This is a genomic window from Caballeronia glathei (genome assembly GCF_000698595.1).
Lineage (GTDB): Bacteria > Pseudomonadota > Gammaproteobacteria > Burkholderiales > Burkholderiaceae > Caballeronia > Caballeronia glathei.
In genome coordinates this window covers 26,904-42,516 of record NZ_JFHC01000012.1, presented here as the reverse complement: position 1 = coordinate 42,516, position 15,613 = coordinate 26,904, and the positions used below count along the sequence as shown (strand labels likewise).

Genomic DNA, 15,613 nt, shown 5'->3' with positions numbered 1-15,613 from the left:
CGCCAGTTCGGGTCGAGTGCCGCGGTGCGGCATGGGACCGGAGTAAGCGCTAAAGCGCCAACTCTGGTCGAGTGCCGCGATGCGGCATGGGACCAGAGTAAGCGCTGAAGCGCTAACTCTGGTCGACAAAAGACGCGGCCACACACCTTCGTAGCGCTCTGAAAAAGCGCAGGACTTGGATACACACGTCAGGAGACACAACATGAAACGCAGGATGTTCCTCACGCTGGTTGCCGCGACCACGGCCGCGAGCGCCACGCTGATCGCGGCGCCGGTTGCGCAGGCCGCCGACCAGCAGATCAAGATCGGCTTTCTCGTGAAGCAGCCGGAAGAACCGTGGTTCCAGGACGAGTGGAAGTTCGCCGAGGTCGCCGCGAAGGAAAAGGGCTTCACGCTCGTGAAGATCGGCGCGCCGTCGGGTGAAAAGGTGATGAGCGCCATCGACAACCTCGCCGCGCAAAAGGCGCAGGGCTTCGTCATCTGCACGCCGGACGTGAAGCTCGGGCCGGGCATCGTCGCGAAGGCGAAGGCCGACGGGCTCAAGATGATGACGGTCGATGACCGCCTCGTCGACGGCGCCGGCAAGCCGATCGAGTCGGTGCCGCACATGGGCATCTCGGCGTACAACATCGGCAAGCAGGTGGGCGAAGGCATCGCAGCCGAGATCAAGAAGCGCGGCTGGAACATGGCGGAAGTCGGCGCGATCGACGTGACCTACGAACAGCTGCCGACCGCGCACGACCGCACGGCGGGCGCCGCCGACGCACTCGTCGCCGCGGGCTTCCCGAAGGCCAACATCATCATGGCGCCGCAGGCGAAGACCGACACGGAAAACGCGTTCAACGCGGCCAACATCGCGCTCACGAAGAACACCAAGTTCAAGCACTGGGTGGCGTTCGGCCTGAACGACGAAGCCGTGCTCGGCGCCGTGCGTGCGGCGGAAGGCCGTGGCTTCAAGGCGGACAACATGATCGGCGTGGGCATCGGCGGCTCGGATTCGGCGTTGAACGAGTTCAAGAAGCCGAACCCGACCGGCTTCTACGGCACCGTGATCATCAGCCCGAAGCGCCACGGCGAGGAAACGACGGAACTGATGTACGCGTGGATCAAGGACGGCAAGGAGCCGCCGAAGCTCACGCTCACGAGCGGCATGCTCGCGACGCGCGACAACGTCGCGCAAGTGCGTGAACAGATGGGCCTGGCATCGGCGAAGTAAGCCGCGGGCAACGTGAGACAGGGTCGCCCGCGCTGACCGGCGGGGCGGCCCGGAAGAACTTCAGGAGGCGATGTGTCAGCGACGCTGCGTTTTGACAATATCGGCAAGGTGTTTCCAGGCGTGCGCGCGCTCGACGGCGTTTCGTTCGATGTCCACGCGGGCGAGGTTCACGGCCTGATGGGCGAGAACGGCGCAGGTAAATCGACCTTGCTCAAGATTCTCGGCGGCGAGTATCAGCCGGATTCCGGACGGGTGCTCATCGACGGCAACGAAGTGCATTTCGCGAGCGCGGCGGCGTCGATCGGCGCCGGGATCGCGGTGATTCACCAGGAATTGCAGTACGTGCCCGATCTCACCGTGGCCGAAAACCTGCTGCTCGGCGCGCTGCCGAGCACGTTCGGCTGGGTGAACAAGCGCGAGGCGAAGAAGCACGTGAAGGAGCGCCTGCAGGCGATGGGCGTCGACCTCGACCCGAACGCGAAGCTGCGCAAGCTCTCCATCGCGCAGCGCCAGATGGTGGAAATCTGCAAGGCGCTTTTGCGCAACGCGCGGGTGATCGCGCTAGACGAGCCGACCAGTTCGCTCTCGCACCGCGAAACCGAGGTGCTCTTCAAGCTCGTGCGCGACCTGCAGGCGGACAACCGCGCGCTCATCTACATCTCGCACCGCATGGACGAGATCTACGAGCTGTGCAACACGTGCACGATTTTCCGCGACGGCCGCAAGATCGCGTCGCACCTGTCGCTGGCCGAGGTGCCGCGCGACACGCTGGTCGCGGAAATGGTGGGCCGCGAAATCAGCGACATCTACGACTACAAGCCCCGCGAACTCGGCCCGGTGCGCTTTTCCGTCGCGAACGTGGAAGGGCACGCGCTGAACGGCCCGGCGAGCTTCGAGGTGCGGCGCGGCGAGATCGTCGGCTTCTTCGGGCTGGTGGGCGCGGGGCGCAGCGAACTGATGCACCTCGTCTACGGCGCCGAGCGCAAGAAAGGCGGGACGATCGCGCTCGACGGCCAGCCGATCCGGGTGCGCAGCACCGGCGAGGCGATTCGGCACGGCATCGTGCTGTGTCCGGAGGACCGCAAGGAAGAGGGCGTGATCGCGATGGCGACGGTCGCGGAGAACATCAACATCTCGTGCCGCCGTCATTACCTGCGCGCGGGATTCTTCCTCGACCGCAAGAAGGAGGCGCAGACCGCCGAGCGCTTCATCAAGCTGCTCAAGATCAAGACGCCGACCCGCAAGCAGAAGATCCGCTTCCTGTCGGGCGGCAACCAGCAAAAGGCGATCCTGTCGCGCTGGCTCGCGGAGCCCGACCTCAAGGTCGTGATTCTCGACGAACCGACGCGCGGCATCGACGTCGGTGCGAAACACGAAATCTACAACGTCATCTATCAGCTGGCCGAGCGCGGCTGCGCGATCGTGATGATTTCTTCGGAACTGCCGGAAGTGCTCGGCGTATCCGACCGGATCGTCGTGATGCGGCAGGGGCGGATCGCGGGCGAGCTGCCGCGCGAGATGGCGAACGAACAGTCGGTGCTGAGTCTCGCGCTGCCGCAGTCGGACACGACCGCGAAAGCAGCCTGAACGGGTATCAAGGAACACGGAGCGAATCATGCAAGCAAGAGAAAACATCGTCAGCCAGGCGGGCGAATCGGTCGCGAACGCACTGATCCCGCAGAAAACCGACAAGCAGAAGTGGTGGCAGCAGATCACCGAGTACAGCCTGATCGTGATCTTCGTGGTGATGTTCGTCACGATGTCGATGACGGTCGATCACTTCTTCTCGATCGAAAACATGCTCGGCCTCGCGCTGTCGATCTCGCAGATCGGCATGGTCGCGTGCACGATGATGTTCTGCCTCGCCTCGCGCGACTTCGATCTGTCGGTCGGCTCGACCATCGCGTTCGCGGGCGTCCTCTGCGCGATGGTGCTCAACGCGACGGACAACACGTTCATCGCGATCATCGCGGCGGTCGCGGCGGGCGCCGTGATCGGCTTCGTGAACGGCGCGGTGATCGCCTACCTGCGCATCAACGCGCTGATCACGACGCTCGCGACGATGGAAATCGTGCGCGGCCTCGGCTTCATCGTGTCGCACGGGCAGGCGGTCGGCGTGTCGTCGGATACGTTCATCGCGCTCGGCGGCCTCTCGCTCCTCGGCATCTCGCTGCCGATCTGGGTGACGCTCGGGTGCTTCATCGTGTTCGGCGTTTTGCTCAATCAGACGGTGTACGGCCGCAATACGCTGGCGATCGGCGGCAATCCGGAGGCGTCGCGGCTCGCGGGCATCAACGTCGAGCGCACGCGCGTCTGGATCTTCCTGATCCAGGGCGCCGTGACCGCGCTCGCGGGCGTGATCCTCGCCTCGCGCATCACCTCGGGCCAGCCGAACGCGGCGCAGGGCTTCGAGCTGAACGTGATTTCCGCGTGCGTGCTGGGCGGCGTGTCGCTGCTCGGCGGCCGCGCGACGATTTCGGGTGTCGTGATCGGCGTGCTGATCATGGGCACCGTCGAGAACGTGATGAACCTGCTCAACATCGACGCGTTCTACCAGTACCTCGTGCGCGGTGCGATCCTGCTGGCGGCAGTGCTGCTCGACCAGCTGAAAAACCGCGGCGCGCGCGACTGATCCGCAGCTAACCATTCGTCAGAAGGAAACGCAAAGATGCCAGCTTCAATCGACAGCGCGCTTGCGCGCTACCCCAGCCTCGCGAACAGGACGGTGCTGGTCACGGGCGGCGCGACCGGAATCGGTGCGGCGTTCGTCGAACACTTCTTCGATCAGGGCGCGAAGGTCGCGTTCTTCGACATCGACACCGACGCGGGCGAAGCGCTCGCCGACACGCTCGGCGCGGACCTCGCGGCGGGGCGCCACCGCCCGATGTTCCTGCGCGTCGATCTCACCGATATCGACGCGCTGCAAAAAGCGATCGCCGATGTGCGCAGCGCATTGGGCCCGATCGGCGTACTCGTGAACAACGCGGCGAACGACAAGCGCCACACGATCGAAGAAGTGACGCCGGCGTTCTACGACGCCGGCATCGCGGTGAACATCCGCCATCAGTTCTTTGCGGCGCAGGCGGTGGTCGAGGACATGAAGCAGCTCGGCGGCGGCTCGATCATCAATCTCGGCTCGATCAGCTGGATGCTCAAGAACGGCGGCTATCCGGTCTACGTGACGGCGAAGGCGGCCGTGCAGGGCATGACGCGCGGCCTCGCGCGCGATCTCGGGCGGTTCAACATCCGCGTGAACACGCTGGTGCCCGGCTGGGTGATGACGGAGAAGCAGAAGCGTCTGTGGCTCGACGACGCCGGCCGCCGCGCGATCAAGGAAGGCCAGTGCATCGACGGCGAGCTGCTGCCCGCGCATCTCGCGCGCGCGGCGCTCTTTCTCGCCTCCGACGACAGCCGCATGATGACCGCGCAGGACGTGATCGTCGACGGCGGGTGGGCCTGATGAGCGCGGCATCCGGGCAGGCGCGCGCGCGGCTCCTGATCGACAGCAAGTGCACGCTGGGCGAGGGCGCGACGTGGTGCGCGGCGAGCGGCCGCCTCTACTGGACCGATATCGAGGGCGCGCGGCTGTGGCGCTACGATCCGGGCGAGCGCAAGAGCGTCTCGTTTGCCATGCCCGAGCGGCTCGCGTGCCTGGCGCTCTGCGCGGACCCGCACTACCTGCTGCTCGGCCTCGCGTCGCGGCTCGCGTTCTTCGATCTCGCGACGGGTGAAATCGAGACGATCGCCGAGGTCGAGCCCGGCCTGCCGACGCGCGTGAACGACGGCCGCTGCGACCGCGAGGGCCGCTTCGTGTTCGGCACGAAGCACGACGTGGAGAAGGCCGAGGCGATCGGCGGCTTCTACCGGCTGAACCGCGATTTGTCCATCGAGCGTCTGCCGTTGCCAAATTGCGCGATTTCGAACAGCATCGCGTTCAGCCCCGACGGCACGAAGATGTACTACTGCGATTCGCCGACCCGGCAGATTCGCGTATGCGACTACGCGACGTTCGCGAACGACCGCGTGTTCACGGAGCTGACCGACGCGACCGGCGAGCCCGACGGCTCGACAGTCGATAGCGACGGCGGCCTGTGGAACGCGCAGTGGGGCGGCGCGCGTGTCGTGCGCTACGCGAGCGACGGCCGCGAGTCCGCGCGCATCGAGGTGCCGAGCGCGCAGCCGAGCTGCGTCGCGTTCGGCGGCGCGCGGCTCGGCACGCTGTACATCACGAGCGCGCGCGTCGGCCTGAACGACCGGGCGCTGCAAGGCGACCTGCGCGCCGGCGGCGTGTTCATCGCGACGCCGGCGGCACGCGGCGTCGCGGAGCCGGTCTTTTCCGGCCGCACATGAAGAAAAGCCCGAGGCGGCGCGCAAACGACGCGCCGCCCGTCCCGTCCCGGCACAGCCGGGTATGTCGCCTCTCGATGGAGCACGAGTCATGACTGTTGCGCGTTCAGCGGAAAGAATGAATCCTGCATCGACGTCTTCCAACGCGGGGGCGAACGCACGCCGTTCGAAACTTGCCGCGGCCGCCGAGCCGCCGATACGGCCCGGGCCGGGCACGGCGGCGGTCGCGATGGGGGGCGCTGCCATCGACGGCTGCATCACGCTCGCCAATTCGCACCTGCGGCTCGACGTGGCGCCGGCGCTCGGCGGCGGCATCACGCGCTTCGACTGGCGCCACGAAGGCGCGCTCGTGCCGATCTTCCGCCCGTGCGCGGAACCGCGCCCCGATACCGATCCGAACCAGCTCGCGTGCTATCCGCTGCTGCCCTATTCGAACCGCATCGGCAACGGGCACTTCAATTTCTCGGGCCGCGCGATCGACGTGCCGCGCAACCGCGACGACGAGCCGCTGCCGCTGCACGGCGACGGCTGGCTCGGCGCGTGGCAGGCCGAGGAGGAAGAGCCGTCGCGTGTGCGGCTCACGCTCGACCGGCGCGCGGGCAAGCCGTATTCGTACCGCGCGGCGCAAACCTATCTGCTCGACGGCGCGACGCTCGTCGTCACGCTCGACGTCGAGAACACCGGCCGCGACGCGCTGCCGTTCGGCCTCGGCCTGCACCCGTTCCTGATGCGCGAGGCGGACACGGAACTGTCGGCGGCGGCGGGCGGCCTGTGGCTCTGCGGCGACGACTGGCTGCCGGTGCGGCACGTGCCGGCGCCGCCCGCGTGGCAGTTCGGTGTCGCGTATCCGATGCCCGCGACCATGGTCAACAACGCGTTCACCGGCTGGAGCGGGCGCACGAGCGTGATGTGGCCGAAGCGCCGCCTGTCCCTGACGATTTCCGCCAACACGGATTACTACGTGCTGTACGCGCCGCCGGGCGAGGACTACTTCTGCTTCGAGCCGGTCGATCACCCGATCAATGCCGTGAACCTGCCGGGCGGCGGCGAAGCGCACGGCATGACCGTGCTCGCGCCCGGCGAGAAGCTGGCGCGCGAGTTCCGCTTCACCGTCGAGCGCACGGGCGAGGCGGCGCGGCGCTCCCGTCCGCGAGACGCGGCGGGCGCGAAGCCACGGGCGAGGGCGGCGGCGCGCTGAAGGCAGAGGCGTGCGGCGGGCGCAAAACCCGTGGCGCGGGCGGCGGCGCGCCAAAGGCAGAGGCGCGCGGCCAGATGGCCGATGCCGGGGCGGGCTGCGGCGCCGCGCACGTTAAAATGCGTGGCATCGTCACCTTCCTCCCGGGCTCCCATGTCTTTCATCGAATCTCTCAACGCCGCGTGGACGCGCACGCAATCGCTGCTCTGCGTGGGCCTCGATCCCGAGCCGTCGAAATTCCCCGGAGCGCTCAAGGGCCGGCCGGACGCGATCTTCGACTTCTGCCGTGCGATCGTCGATGCGACGGCGCCCTATGCGTCGTCGTTCAAGCCGCAGATCGCGTATTTCGCGGCGCACCGCGCCGAGGACCAGCTCGAGCAGCTGATCGCGCACATCCACGAGACGCACCCGGGCCTGCCGGTGATCCTCGACGCGAAGCGCGGCGATATCGGCAGCACCGCCGAGCAGTACGCCCGCGAAGCGTTCGAACGGTATCGGGCCGACGCCGTGACGGTGAATCCGTACATGGGCTTCGACTCCATCGAGCCGTATCTCGCGCATGAAGGCCGGGGCGTGATCGTGCTGTGCCGGACCTCGAACCCGGGCGGCTCCGACCTGCAGTTTCTGGAGGCGGGCGGGCGTCCGCTCTATCAGGTCGTCGCGCAGCTCGCGGCCGACAAGTGGAACGCGAGCGGGCAGCTGGCGCTTGTCGTCGGCGCGACGTTTCCGAAGGAAATCGAGGTGGTGCGCGGGATTGTCGGCGAGATGCCGCTGCTGATTCCGGGCATCGGCGCGCAGGGCGGCGACGTCGAAGCGACCGTGCGCGCCGGGCGCACCGCGAACGGCACGGGAATGCTGATCAATTCGTCGCGCGCGATCATCTACGCCGGCAGCGGCGACGATTTCGCTCCGGCCGCCGCCGAAGCGGCAAGGAAAACGCGCGATACGATCAACGCGTACCGCTGAGCGCAGGCGCCCGGCTCGCGAAGCGGTTCATCGTCCAGCGCGCAGCGAGAGCACGGCTGCGGCGCGAAGCGGGCCGTCCCGCCTGTTCTGCTTGTTCTATTTCTCGCGCCGGTCGAGCAGTTCCAGCAGCCCGCGCAGCGCGTGAACGGCGGCCTGCGTGCGGACCTGCTCCCGGTCGCCCTTGAAAAGCTGCGTCTCGACGGCCGTGTGCAGCCGGTTGCTCCATGCAAACGAAACGGTGCCGACCGGCTTCGCGTCGCTGCCGCCCGCCGGCCCCGCGACACCCGTAATCGCCACCGACACCTGCGCGCGGCTGTTGCGCAGCGCGCCTTCCGCCATCGCCTTCGCGACCGGCTCGCTCACGGCGCCATGCTGGTCGATGAGCGCCGCCGGCACGCCGATCATCTCCGTCTTCGCCAGATTCGAGTACGTGACGAAGCCGCGCTCGAACCAGTTGCTGCTGCCCGAGATATCGGTGATCGCGGTGGCGACCATGCCGCCCGTGCACGATTCCGCGGTGGCGAGCATGAGCCGTTCGTCGCGCAGCTTGTTGCCCACGCGGATCGCGAGTTGGTGAACGACGGTATCGGTAGCCATGGCGGTGTCTCGAAAGGCGCGGCGGTGGAATGAAAGCTCGTCAGACCGTCATGCGCCAGAGCGCGATGACGAGCAGGGTGAAGAACGCGGCGACGATGTCATCGAACATGATGCCAAAACCGCCTTTCAAATGGCGGTCGAAATGACGGATCGGCGGCGGCTTCACCATGTCGAAGAAGCGGAACACGATGAACGCCCACAGCTGGCCGACGAACGTGGCCGGCGTGACGAGCAGCAGCACGAGCCAGAACGCGATGATCTCGTCCCACACCACCGGCGACGGATCGGCCACGCCCATCTTCGTCGCCGTGAAGCCGCAGAACCAGCAGCCGGCCGCAAAGCCGATCACGATCAGCGCGCCCCATTCGGCGACCGTCAGATATTGCGTCAGCGCGACGAACGACACCCATGCGAACAGCGTGCCGACGGTGCCGGGCGCGATCGGCGACAGCCCGCTGCCGAACCCGAGCGACAGGATGTGCAGCGGGTGCGTCAGCATGAAGCGCGCGCTCGCCCTGCGCGGTTTCGGAGCGGGATCGAGGGGGTCGTCCGCGATCGACGGGTCAGTCTGCATGAAAATGGTCGAAGCCTTGCAAGGTCAGGGAAAGCGGAGCGCCCCCGGCATCGCGCCACGCAATGGACGGCGCGCGCCCGGCGGCAGGAACGGGCTCGATTGTACCGATGCGCGTAACCGGCACGCCCACGCGCTCGCCGATCCGCGCGATCTCCGGCGCCGCGCCGGCGGGCGCCGTGAAGCACAGCTCGTAATCGTCGCCGCCGGCGAGCGCGCATGCGCGGCGTGCGTCGACCGGCAGTCCCGAGAGCACGGCCGAGCACGGCACGGCGTCCGCGTTCACGACCGCGCTCACGCCCGAGCGCTTCAGGATATGCATGAGGTCGCCGGCGAGGCCGTCGGAGATGTCGAGGGCCGCGTGCGCGACGCCGCGAAGCGCGAGGCCCAGCGCGACGCGCGGCTCCGGGCGCTCCAGCGCGCGCTTGAGGTACGCGGCCGACGCGTCGTCTTCCACGCGCCATTCGCCGCGCAGGACGCCGAGTCCCGCCCGCGCATCGCCGAGCATGCCGGATACCCAGATGTCGTCGCCGGGCCGCGCGGCGTCGCGTCGCAGTGCAGCATGCGACGGCACGTCGCCGAACACGGTGATGCAGATATTGAGCGGACCGCTCGTCGTGTCGCCGCCGACCAGCTCGCAGTCGAAGCGCTCCGCGAGCGCGAAGAGGCCGTCGCTGAAGGCTTCGAGCCAGCGTTCGTCGGCGCGCGGCAGCGCGAGCGCGAGCGTGAACGCGCGCGGCGCCGCGCCCATCGCGGCCAGGTCCGACAGGTTCACGGCGAGCGCCTTGTGGCCTAGCGCATGCGGATCGACGTCGGCGAAAAAGTGCCGGCCTTCGACCAGCATGTCCGTCGATATCGCGAGCTGCTGGCCCGCGGGCGGGGCGATGAGCGCGCAATCGTCGCCGATGCCGAGCGCCGCACGCGGCGCAAGCGGCGCGTCGTTGCGCACGCGGGGCGTTGCGGCCCGGCGCGCGAAGAAACGTTCGATCAGTGAAAACTCGGAGAGCATCGTGAGCCCGGAAAGGCGAATTAGGAATCTTGGAATGGACATCGGCGCGCAAAAAATGCAGACGATCCCTGCGCGTTGCATCTCGTTGAACGCAATTGACACCGCCGGAGCCTTGTCGGCACTACGCTTTCAGCCAGATCAAGTCGCGACAGTTGCACCCGAATTGCATGGATTGCAACCCGAGTTGGCGCGGGAATGGCGCTACAATGCGTTCGAACTTCTATTCTAATCTCGCACTGCTAGCCCGCCTCATGACGACACCCGCCAATACCAAATTGCGCGAAGCTGCGCTCGATTACCACGAATTCCCGACCCCCGGCAAGATCGCCATCGCGCCGACCAAGCAGATGATCAACCAGCGCGACCTCGCGCTGGCGTATTCGCCGGGCGTCGCGTTCGCGTGCGAAGCGATTGTCGAAGATCCGCTGAACGCCGCGCGCTTCACCGCGCGCAGCAACCTGGTCGGCGTGGTCACGAACGGCACGGCGGTGCTCGGGCTCGGCAACATCGGGCCGCTCGCGTCGAAGCCGGTGATGGAAGGCAAGGCGGTGCTCTTCAAGAAGTTCGCCGGCATCGACGTGTTCGACATCGAGCTGAACGAGATGGACCCGCACAAGCTCGTCGACGTGATCGCCGCGCTCGAACCCACCTTCGGCGGCATCAATCTGGAAGACATCAAGGCGCCGGACTGCTTCATCGTCGAGCGGGAATGCAGGAAGCGCATGAAGATCCCGGTCTTCCACGACGACCAGCACGGCACCGCCATCGTCGTCGCGGCGGCGATCACCAACGGGCTGAAGGTGGTCGGCAAGCACATCGGCGAGGTGAAGCTCGTCGCGTCCGGCGCGGGTGCTGCGGCGCTCGCGTGCCTGGACCTGCTCGTCGATCTCGGCATGAAGCTCGAGAACATTTATGTGACGGATCTGGCGGGCGTCGTCTACAAGGGCCGCGTCGAGCTGATGGACCCGGACAAGGAGCGCTTCGCCCGCGAAACCAGCGCGCGCACGCTCGTGGAGGTGATCGACGGCGCCGACGTGTTCCTCGGCCTGTCGGCCGGCGGCGTGCTGAAGCCGGAAATGGTGAAGGGCATGGCGGACAAGCCGCTGATTCTCGCGCTCGCCAACCCGACGCCCGAAATCCTGCCGGAAGTCGCGCTGCAGGTGCGTCCCGACGCCGTGCTCGCCACCGGCCGCACGGATTACCCGAACCAGGTCAACAACGTCCTCTGCTTCCCGTTCATCTTCCGTGGCGCGCTCGACGCGGGCGCGACCACCGTCACGCGCGAGATGGAAATCGCGGCGGTGAACGCGATCGCGGAACTGGCACGCCAGGAGCAGAGCGATATCGTCGCGACGGCTTACGGCATCCAGGATCTGTCGTTCGGTCCGGAGTACCTGATTCCGAAGCCCTTCGATCCGCGCCTGATCGTGAAGATCGCGCCGGCCGTCGCCCGTGCGGCGATGGATTCGGGCGTGGCCACGCGTCCGATCGAGGACATGGACGCCTACGAGCAGCATCTGCAACAGTTCGTCTACCACAGCGGCACGACGATGAAGCCGGTGTTCCAGCTCGCGCGCAGCGTGGAGCCGGAGAAGAAGCGCATCGTGTTCGCGGAGGGCGAGGAAGAGCGCGTGCTGCGCGCGGTGCAGATTGCCGTGGACGAGAAGATCGCGAGGCCGATCCTGATCGGCCGGCCGGCCGTCATCGAGCAGCGCATTCAGAAATTCGGCCTGCGGCTCACGCCGGGCGCGGATTTCAGCGTGGTCGACACCGATCACGACGAGCGCTATCGCGACTTCTGGCAGACCTATCACTCGATGATGGCGCGAAAGGGTATCAGCGCGCAGATGGCGAAGCTGGAAATGCGCCGCCGCACCACGCTGATCGGCGCGATGCTGGTCAAGAAGGGCGAAGCCGACGGCATGATCTGCGGCACGATCAGCACGACGCATCGGCATCTGCATTTCATCGACCAGGTGCTCGGCAAGAAGGAAGGCGCGACGGTGTACGCCGCGATGAACGCGCTGATTCTGCCGGGCCGGCAGATTTTCCTCGTCGATACGCACGTGAACGTCGATCCGACGCCCGAGCAACTCGCAGAAATCACGATCATGGCCGCCGAGGAAGTGCGCCGCTTCGGCATCGCGCCGAAGATCGCGCTCCTGTCGCATTCGAACTTCGGCACGAGCAACGCGCCGACCGCGCAGAAGATGCGCGACGTGCTCGCCATTCTGAAGGAACGCGCGCCGGAGCTGGAAGTGGACGGCGAAATGCACGGCGACGTGGCGCTCGACTCGAACCTGCGCAAGGACATCATTCCCGAGTCGACGCTCGAAGGCGACGCGAACCTGCTGATCCTGCCGAACATCGATGCGGCGAACATCTCGTACAACCTGCTGAAGGTGGCGGCGGGCAACAACATCGCGATCGGGCCGATCCTGCTCGGCGCGGCGAAGCCGGTGCATGTGCTCACCGCGTCGGCGACGGTGCGGCGCATCGTCAACATGACGGCGCTGCTGGTGGCGGACGCCTACGCCACGCGCTGATCCGGCGGGCTCGCGACGAGCCCGGCCGGCCAATCCGCGGCGGCGCGCGCCGTCGCGGCATTTCCCCGATCTCTGGCCTCGATCCCCAGAACGAAAAAAAAAGCGTGCCGGACATCCGGCACGCCCGAGGCATGCAAGGGGATTTGCGTCTCCTCCAAACAGCAATGGCGACGGCGATCGCCGCGAAACCGTCCGCAAGAGAGGCGATGCCTGCTTCGGGCTTCTGAGCCTTGCCTGGGTCGAATTATTATCGTGAGTGAGATAAAAATCTCTCAGATTCGGGCTAAAAAAGAGTTTCGGACAAGTTTGCCGATCGCCCGCGACGCAAGGCTCCAGGGGCCGGAGCGCTTCCATTTCCCGGCCGAGCGTTGATTCCGGGGGGCATTAGCGATACCCTTACGTCTTTCATGGGCGTCGAATTCTTGGTTTTTCGCGGGGACATTGCTTCGTGAAGCGCACGTGGTTTCTTCACTGCCTCATCGCGCTTTGCGTGGCTCTGGGCGGCTGTGGGAAAGGCGAACACGGCCGCGAGACGCTTGAGCCGGCGGCCGCTGCGAGTGCCGCGGCCGGGGTCCAGGCGCTTTCGATCCAGCCGGACGCCTCGGTTGCGCCGCGTACGCAGGAGGCCAGGCAGGGCGAAGCGGACGGTCTCGGAACCGTCACCCGCTCGCAGTTGCCGAAACAGGCCGTCGAGACGCTGCAGCGGATCGAGGCAGGCGGTCCGTTCCCGTTCGAGAAAGACGGCGTCGTATTCGGCAACCGCGAGCGTTTGCTTCCGCCGCACCCGCGCGGCTACTACCACGAATACACCGTCCCCACGCCGCGAGCCCGCAACCGCGGCGCACGCCGGATCGTGTGTGGTGGACCCCGGCGGCAGATCGATGACTGTTATTACTCCGGCGATCATTACGCCAGTTTTAAACGCATTGCGGGATAACTTCGGGATGAACGGAATGAGCGACAACATCTACGCGCACGGCAACGGTGCGGCGGGTGATCTTTTCGCCACCGGCGATGGCAACCTGTTCCAGCGAGTACTGCGGCTGCGCACGACTGAACACGACAACAGACCCGACGACGAACCGAACCCGGCGCTGTCTCCATTGGACGAGGGGTCTATGAGTCTTTTCAGGACGGTGCGATCGAACATCGTGCAGTCGATACGCGCGTTTCGCGTGCAGGAACTGGCCGACGAGGCGAACCGGCTCGGCCAGCACTTTCTGTATGCCTATTGCGGGCAGGCGCAGAGCAAGCAGGAAGTGCTCGAAACCATTGCGACTTCGTTCCTGTTTCCCAAGCATTTCGGCAAGAATTACGACGCGCTCTACGATTGCCTGACCGATCTCGTGCAGAAGGCAGGTTCGCAGCCGGGCTTCGTGATCGTGCTCGAAGCGCTGCCGATCGCGCAGAAGTTCGACAAGGAAGGGCGCGAGACGCTGCTCGACGTGTTCCGCGAAGCCGCCGAATTCTGGGCCGAGCGGCGCGTGGCGTTCCGGGTGTTCTACTCGTTCGCCTGAGTTGTCTGCCTGACGGGCGGATGTCGTTCGCTTCAGCAGAAAGCCGGTCATCGATTCGATGACCGGCTTTTTTGTTGACCGTCTCCGTCGCCGTCTTGCCCGTCTGGCCGTGCCGCCGGACGCCTGCCTGCGCTAGCTGCGCATTTCGCCGGCGACGCCCGAACTCACCACCCGCCCCACCGCGCCGCAAACGCCGCCAGCACCGCGATCCCCGCCGTCTCCGTGCGCAGGATGCGCGGCCCGAGCGAGAGCGCCGCGAAACCCGCACCGACGATCGCCGCTTCCTCCGCCGCCGAACACCCACCTTCGGGGCCGATCAGCAGCGTCACCGGCGCGGCGGGCGCGGCCGCCGGCAGCGACGCGAAATCCACGTCGGCACGCGGCGAAAGGAGCAGGCGCAGTTCGCCGTCGACGGCAGCCGGCAACTGATCGAGCCACGCGTGCAGGTCGCGAGGCGGCGCGACATCCGGAATCCGGTTGCGGCCGCACTGCTCGCACGCCGCGCGCACGAGCGCCTGCCAGTGCGCCTGCCGCTTTTGCGCGCGCTCGCCCGCGAGACGCACGACGCCGCGTTCCGCCGTCAGCGGCGCCACCGCCGCCACGCCCAGTTCGACGGACTTCTCGATCAGCCAGTCCATCTTGTCGCCGCCCGCGATGCCTTGCGCAAGCGTCACCCGGTACGGCGGCTCGGCTTCGCGGTCGATATGCTCGCCGATCCGCGCGAGCACCGTGCGTTTCGCGATATCCGTCAGCTCGGCGCGATACTCGCCGCCCGCGCCGTTGAAAAGCGTGACGGGCTCGCCCGCTTGCAGGCGCAGGACGTGGACGTGTCGCACGACGTCGTCGGGAAGGGGAAGGGTGTCGCCCGCGGCGAGCGGGCCGTCGACAAAGAAGCGTGGCATGTCATGGATCGCCGGCGGCCGGCTCGGGGTGCGCGCCGGCCAATGGCAAGGCGGGCGTGAAAGGGTTGAGTGCGCAATGCGCAGTGCACATTGCGCGTTGCGGGTGCGGCGAAACATCGCAGCGTTGCGCCGCCGGCACCGGTCTAGTTCAGGTGCCGCGCGATCGCCCAGCGATAGCCGTCCGGGTCCTCGAACTGCGCGAAGCGGTCGCCCCAGAACTGGTCCTGCGGCTCGATCAGCGGCTTCGCGCCGACGGCGAGCGCGCGGGCATAGGTCGCGTCCACGTCGTCGACATACAAATAGAACGACTGCGGCGCCATCATGCCCGAACTCTTCGGCGTACGCGCCTGCGAACCGTAGGCGCCCTCGGGCGCGAACATCAGGATCAATTGTCCGCGATAGGTCATTTCGACGTGGATGATCGCGCCGTCGTCGTGGACACTGTCCCGCACGACGAACCCCAGCGCCTGCTCGTAGAAGCCGGTGGCGACGCGCGCGTCGCGCACGGTCAGGTAGGGCGTCAACCAGGGCACGTCGGCCGGGCGAGGATCGGTCATCGGGAATACTCCTTGGAGCCAGAGCGGGGAGCATGCATTGTGCCATGACGTTTCGACGGAAAACGCCGTCCACGCGGCGCTCGCCGGCATGCTCCGCACGCGCCGGCGGGCGGACGCTGTCCGCCCGCAATCACGCGCAAACATGGGGGAAAGCGCCCGGCGCGCGCCGTTTCACCCCTTCGATACGCCG

At 66.9% G+C, this 15,613-nt stretch carries 16 protein-coding genes; 11 read left to right on the top strand and 5 right to left on the bottom strand.

Annotated features, from left to right (window positions below):
* The first annotated feature begins 202 nt into the window (after positions 1-202).
* From BG61_RS10640 to pyrF, 7 genes are all read left to right on the top strand, one after another.
* Positions 203-1,216, top strand: coding sequence for an arabinose ABC transporter substrate-binding protein (locus BG61_RS10640; protein WP_035927589.1), 1,014 nt, complete (start codon positions 203-205; stop codon positions 1,214-1,216).
* A gap of 72 nt (positions 1,217-1,288) precedes the next feature.
* Positions 1,289-2,803 carry an L-arabinose ABC transporter ATP-binding protein AraG gene (gene araG / locus BG61_RS10635; RefSeq protein ID WP_035927592.1) on the top strand — a complete coding sequence of 505 codons (1,515 nt, stop codon included), beginning with the start codon at positions 1,289-1,291 and terminating at the stop codon, positions 2,801-2,803.
* A gap of 28 nt (positions 2,804-2,831) precedes the next feature.
* A complete protein-coding gene (gene araH, locus BG61_RS10630; RefSeq protein WP_035927594.1) occupies positions 2,832-3,848 on the top strand; it encodes an L-arabinose ABC transporter permease AraH in 1,017 nt (338 codons plus the stop codon).
* 36 nt (positions 3,849-3,884) lie between these two features.
* On the top strand, positions 3,885-4,676 hold the full coding sequence (locus BG61_RS10625; RefSeq protein WP_035927597.1) for an SDR family NAD(P)-dependent oxidoreductase: 792 nt from the start codon (positions 3,885-3,887) through the stop codon (positions 4,674-4,676).
* A complete protein-coding gene (locus BG61_RS10620) occupies positions 4,676-5,566 on the top strand; it encodes an SMP-30/gluconolactonase/LRE family protein (protein WP_035927969.1) in 891 nt (296 codons plus the stop codon). Before BG61_RS10625 ends, BG61_RS10620 begins: the two co-directional genes overlap by 1 nt.
* An 88-nt stretch (positions 5,567-5,654) precedes the next feature.
* The gene (locus BG61_RS10615) at positions 5,655-6,761 is read left to right on the top strand and encodes an aldose 1-epimerase (RefSeq protein WP_035927599.1); all 1,107 of its coding nucleotides are present in this window, start codon (positions 5,655-5,657) and stop codon (positions 6,759-6,761) included.
* A 150-nt stretch (positions 6,762-6,911) separates the two neighbouring features.
* On the top strand, positions 6,912-7,724 hold the full coding sequence (gene pyrF / locus BG61_RS10610; RefSeq protein ID WP_035927602.1) for an orotidine-5'-phosphate decarboxylase: 813 nt from the start codon (positions 6,912-6,914) through the stop codon (positions 7,722-7,724).
* 96 nt (positions 7,725-7,820) lie between these two features.
* Here pyrF and BG61_RS10605 read toward each other — a convergent pair whose 3' ends face one another.
* Genes BG61_RS10605 through thiL form a run of 3 tightly spaced genes read right to left on the bottom strand, consistent with a single transcriptional unit; the run spans position 7,821 to position 9,901 of the window.
* Positions 7,821-8,321, bottom strand: coding sequence for a CinA family protein (locus BG61_RS10605; RefSeq protein WP_035927605.1), 501 nt, complete (start codon positions 8,319-8,321; stop codon positions 7,821-7,823).
* A 40-nt stretch (positions 8,322-8,361) separates the two neighbouring features.
* On the bottom strand, positions 8,362-8,895 hold the full coding sequence (locus BG61_RS10600; protein ID WP_174479717.1) for a phosphatidylglycerophosphatase A family protein: 534 nt from the start codon (positions 8,893-8,895) through the stop codon (positions 8,362-8,364).
* On the bottom strand, positions 8,885-9,901 hold the full coding sequence (gene thiL, locus BG61_RS10595; RefSeq protein WP_035927607.1) for a thiamine-phosphate kinase: 1,017 nt from the start codon (positions 9,899-9,901) through the stop codon (positions 8,885-8,887). The genes BG61_RS10600 and thiL overlap by 11 nt, the downstream gene beginning before the upstream one ends.
* A gap of 34 nt (positions 9,902-9,935) precedes the next feature.
* Between thiL and BG61_RS41825 the strand changes: the two genes are divergently transcribed.
* The 4 genes from BG61_RS41825 (at position 9,936) to BG61_RS10580 (ending at position 13,964) form a co-directional block, all read left to right on the top strand.
* Positions 9,936-10,130, top strand: coding sequence for a hypothetical protein (locus BG61_RS41825; protein ID WP_035927610.1), 195 nt, complete (start codon positions 9,936-9,938; stop codon positions 10,128-10,130).
* On the top strand, positions 10,108-12,447 hold the full coding sequence (locus BG61_RS10590; protein ID WP_233469192.1) for an NADP-dependent malic enzyme: 2,340 nt from the start codon (positions 10,108-10,110) through the stop codon (positions 12,445-12,447). Before BG61_RS41825 ends, BG61_RS10590 begins: the two co-directional genes overlap by 23 nt.
* Positions 12,448-12,895: 448 nt before the next feature.
* The gene (locus BG61_RS10585) at positions 12,896-13,384 is read left to right on the top strand and encodes a ribonuclease (RefSeq protein ID WP_035927615.1); all 489 of its coding nucleotides are present in this window, start codon (positions 12,896-12,898) and stop codon (positions 13,382-13,384) included.
* Positions 13,385-13,400: 16 nt separating this feature from the next.
* Positions 13,401-13,964: a barstar family protein gene (locus BG61_RS10580; protein WP_035927976.1), complete on the top strand. Its 564-nt coding sequence runs from the start codon at positions 13,401-13,403 to the stop codon at positions 13,962-13,964.
* Between the two features lie 164 nt (positions 13,965-14,128).
* Here BG61_RS10580 and BG61_RS10575 read toward each other — a convergent pair whose 3' ends face one another.
* Together BG61_RS10575 and BG61_RS10570 are read right to left on the bottom strand one after the other, a co-directional pair.
* On the bottom strand, positions 14,129-14,866 hold the full coding sequence (locus tag BG61_RS10575; protein ID WP_035927618.1) for a 16S rRNA (uracil(1498)-N(3))-methyltransferase: 738 nt from the start codon (positions 14,864-14,866) through the stop codon (positions 14,129-14,131).
* A gap of 143 nt (positions 14,867-15,009) precedes the next feature.
* Positions 15,010-15,423 (bottom strand): VOC family protein, encoded by a 414-nt coding sequence (locus BG61_RS10570; RefSeq protein ID WP_035927620.1) that lies wholly within the window; start codon positions 15,421-15,423, stop codon positions 15,010-15,012.
* Positions 15,424-15,613 lie beyond the last annotated feature (190 nt).

What these genes read in the sequence shown, in the direction of transcription:
- BG61_RS10640 (WP_035927589.1), top strand. Translation starts at nt 203, where the DNA reads ATGAAACGCAGGATGTTCCTCACGCTGGTTGCCGCGACCACGGCCGCG.
- araH (WP_035927594.1), top strand. Translation starts at nt 2,832, where the DNA reads ATGCAAGCAAGAGAAAACATCGTCAGCCAGGCGGGCGAATCGGTCGCG.
- BG61_RS10625 (WP_035927597.1), top strand. Translation starts at nt 3,885, where the DNA reads ATGCCAGCTTCAATCGACAGCGCGCTTGCGCGCTACCCCAGCCTCGCG.
- BG61_RS10620 (WP_035927969.1), top strand. Translation starts at nt 4,676, where the DNA reads ATGAGCGCGGCATCCGGGCAGGCGCGCGCGCGGCTCCTGATCGACAGC.
- BG61_RS10615 (WP_035927599.1), top strand. Translation starts at nt 5,655, where the DNA reads ATGACTGTTGCGCGTTCAGCGGAAAGAATGAATCCTGCATCGACGTCT.
- pyrF (WP_035927602.1), top strand. Translation starts at nt 6,912, where the DNA reads ATGTCTTTCATCGAATCTCTCAACGCCGCGTGGACGCGCACGCAATCG.
- BG61_RS10605 (WP_035927605.1), bottom strand. Translation starts at nt 8,321, where the DNA reads ATGGCTACCGATACCGTCGTTCACCAACTCGCGATCCGCGTGGGCAAC.
- BG61_RS10600 (WP_174479717.1), bottom strand. Translation starts at nt 8,895, where the DNA reads ATGCAGACTGACCCGTCGATCGCGGACGACCCCCTCGATCCCGCTCCG.
- thiL (WP_035927607.1), bottom strand. Translation starts at nt 9,901, where the DNA reads ATGCTCTCCGAGTTTTCACTGATCGAACGTTTCTTCGCGCGCCGGGCC.
- BG61_RS41825 (WP_035927610.1), top strand. Translation starts at nt 9,936, where the DNA reads ATGGACATCGGCGCGCAAAAAATGCAGACGATCCCTGCGCGTTGCATC.
- BG61_RS10590 (WP_233469192.1), top strand. Translation starts at nt 10,108, where the DNA reads ATGCGTTCGAACTTCTATTCTAATCTCGCACTGCTAGCCCGCCTCATG.
- BG61_RS10580 (WP_035927976.1), top strand. Translation starts at nt 13,401, where the DNA reads ATGAGCGACAACATCTACGCGCACGGCAACGGTGCGGCGGGTGATCTT.
- BG61_RS10575 (WP_035927618.1), bottom strand. Translation starts at nt 14,866, where the DNA reads ATGCCACGCTTCTTTGTCGACGGCCCGCTCGCCGCGGGCGACACCCTT.
- BG61_RS10570 (WP_035927620.1), bottom strand. Translation starts at nt 15,423, where the DNA reads ATGACCGATCCTCGCCCGGCCGACGTGCCCTGGTTGACGCCCTACCTG.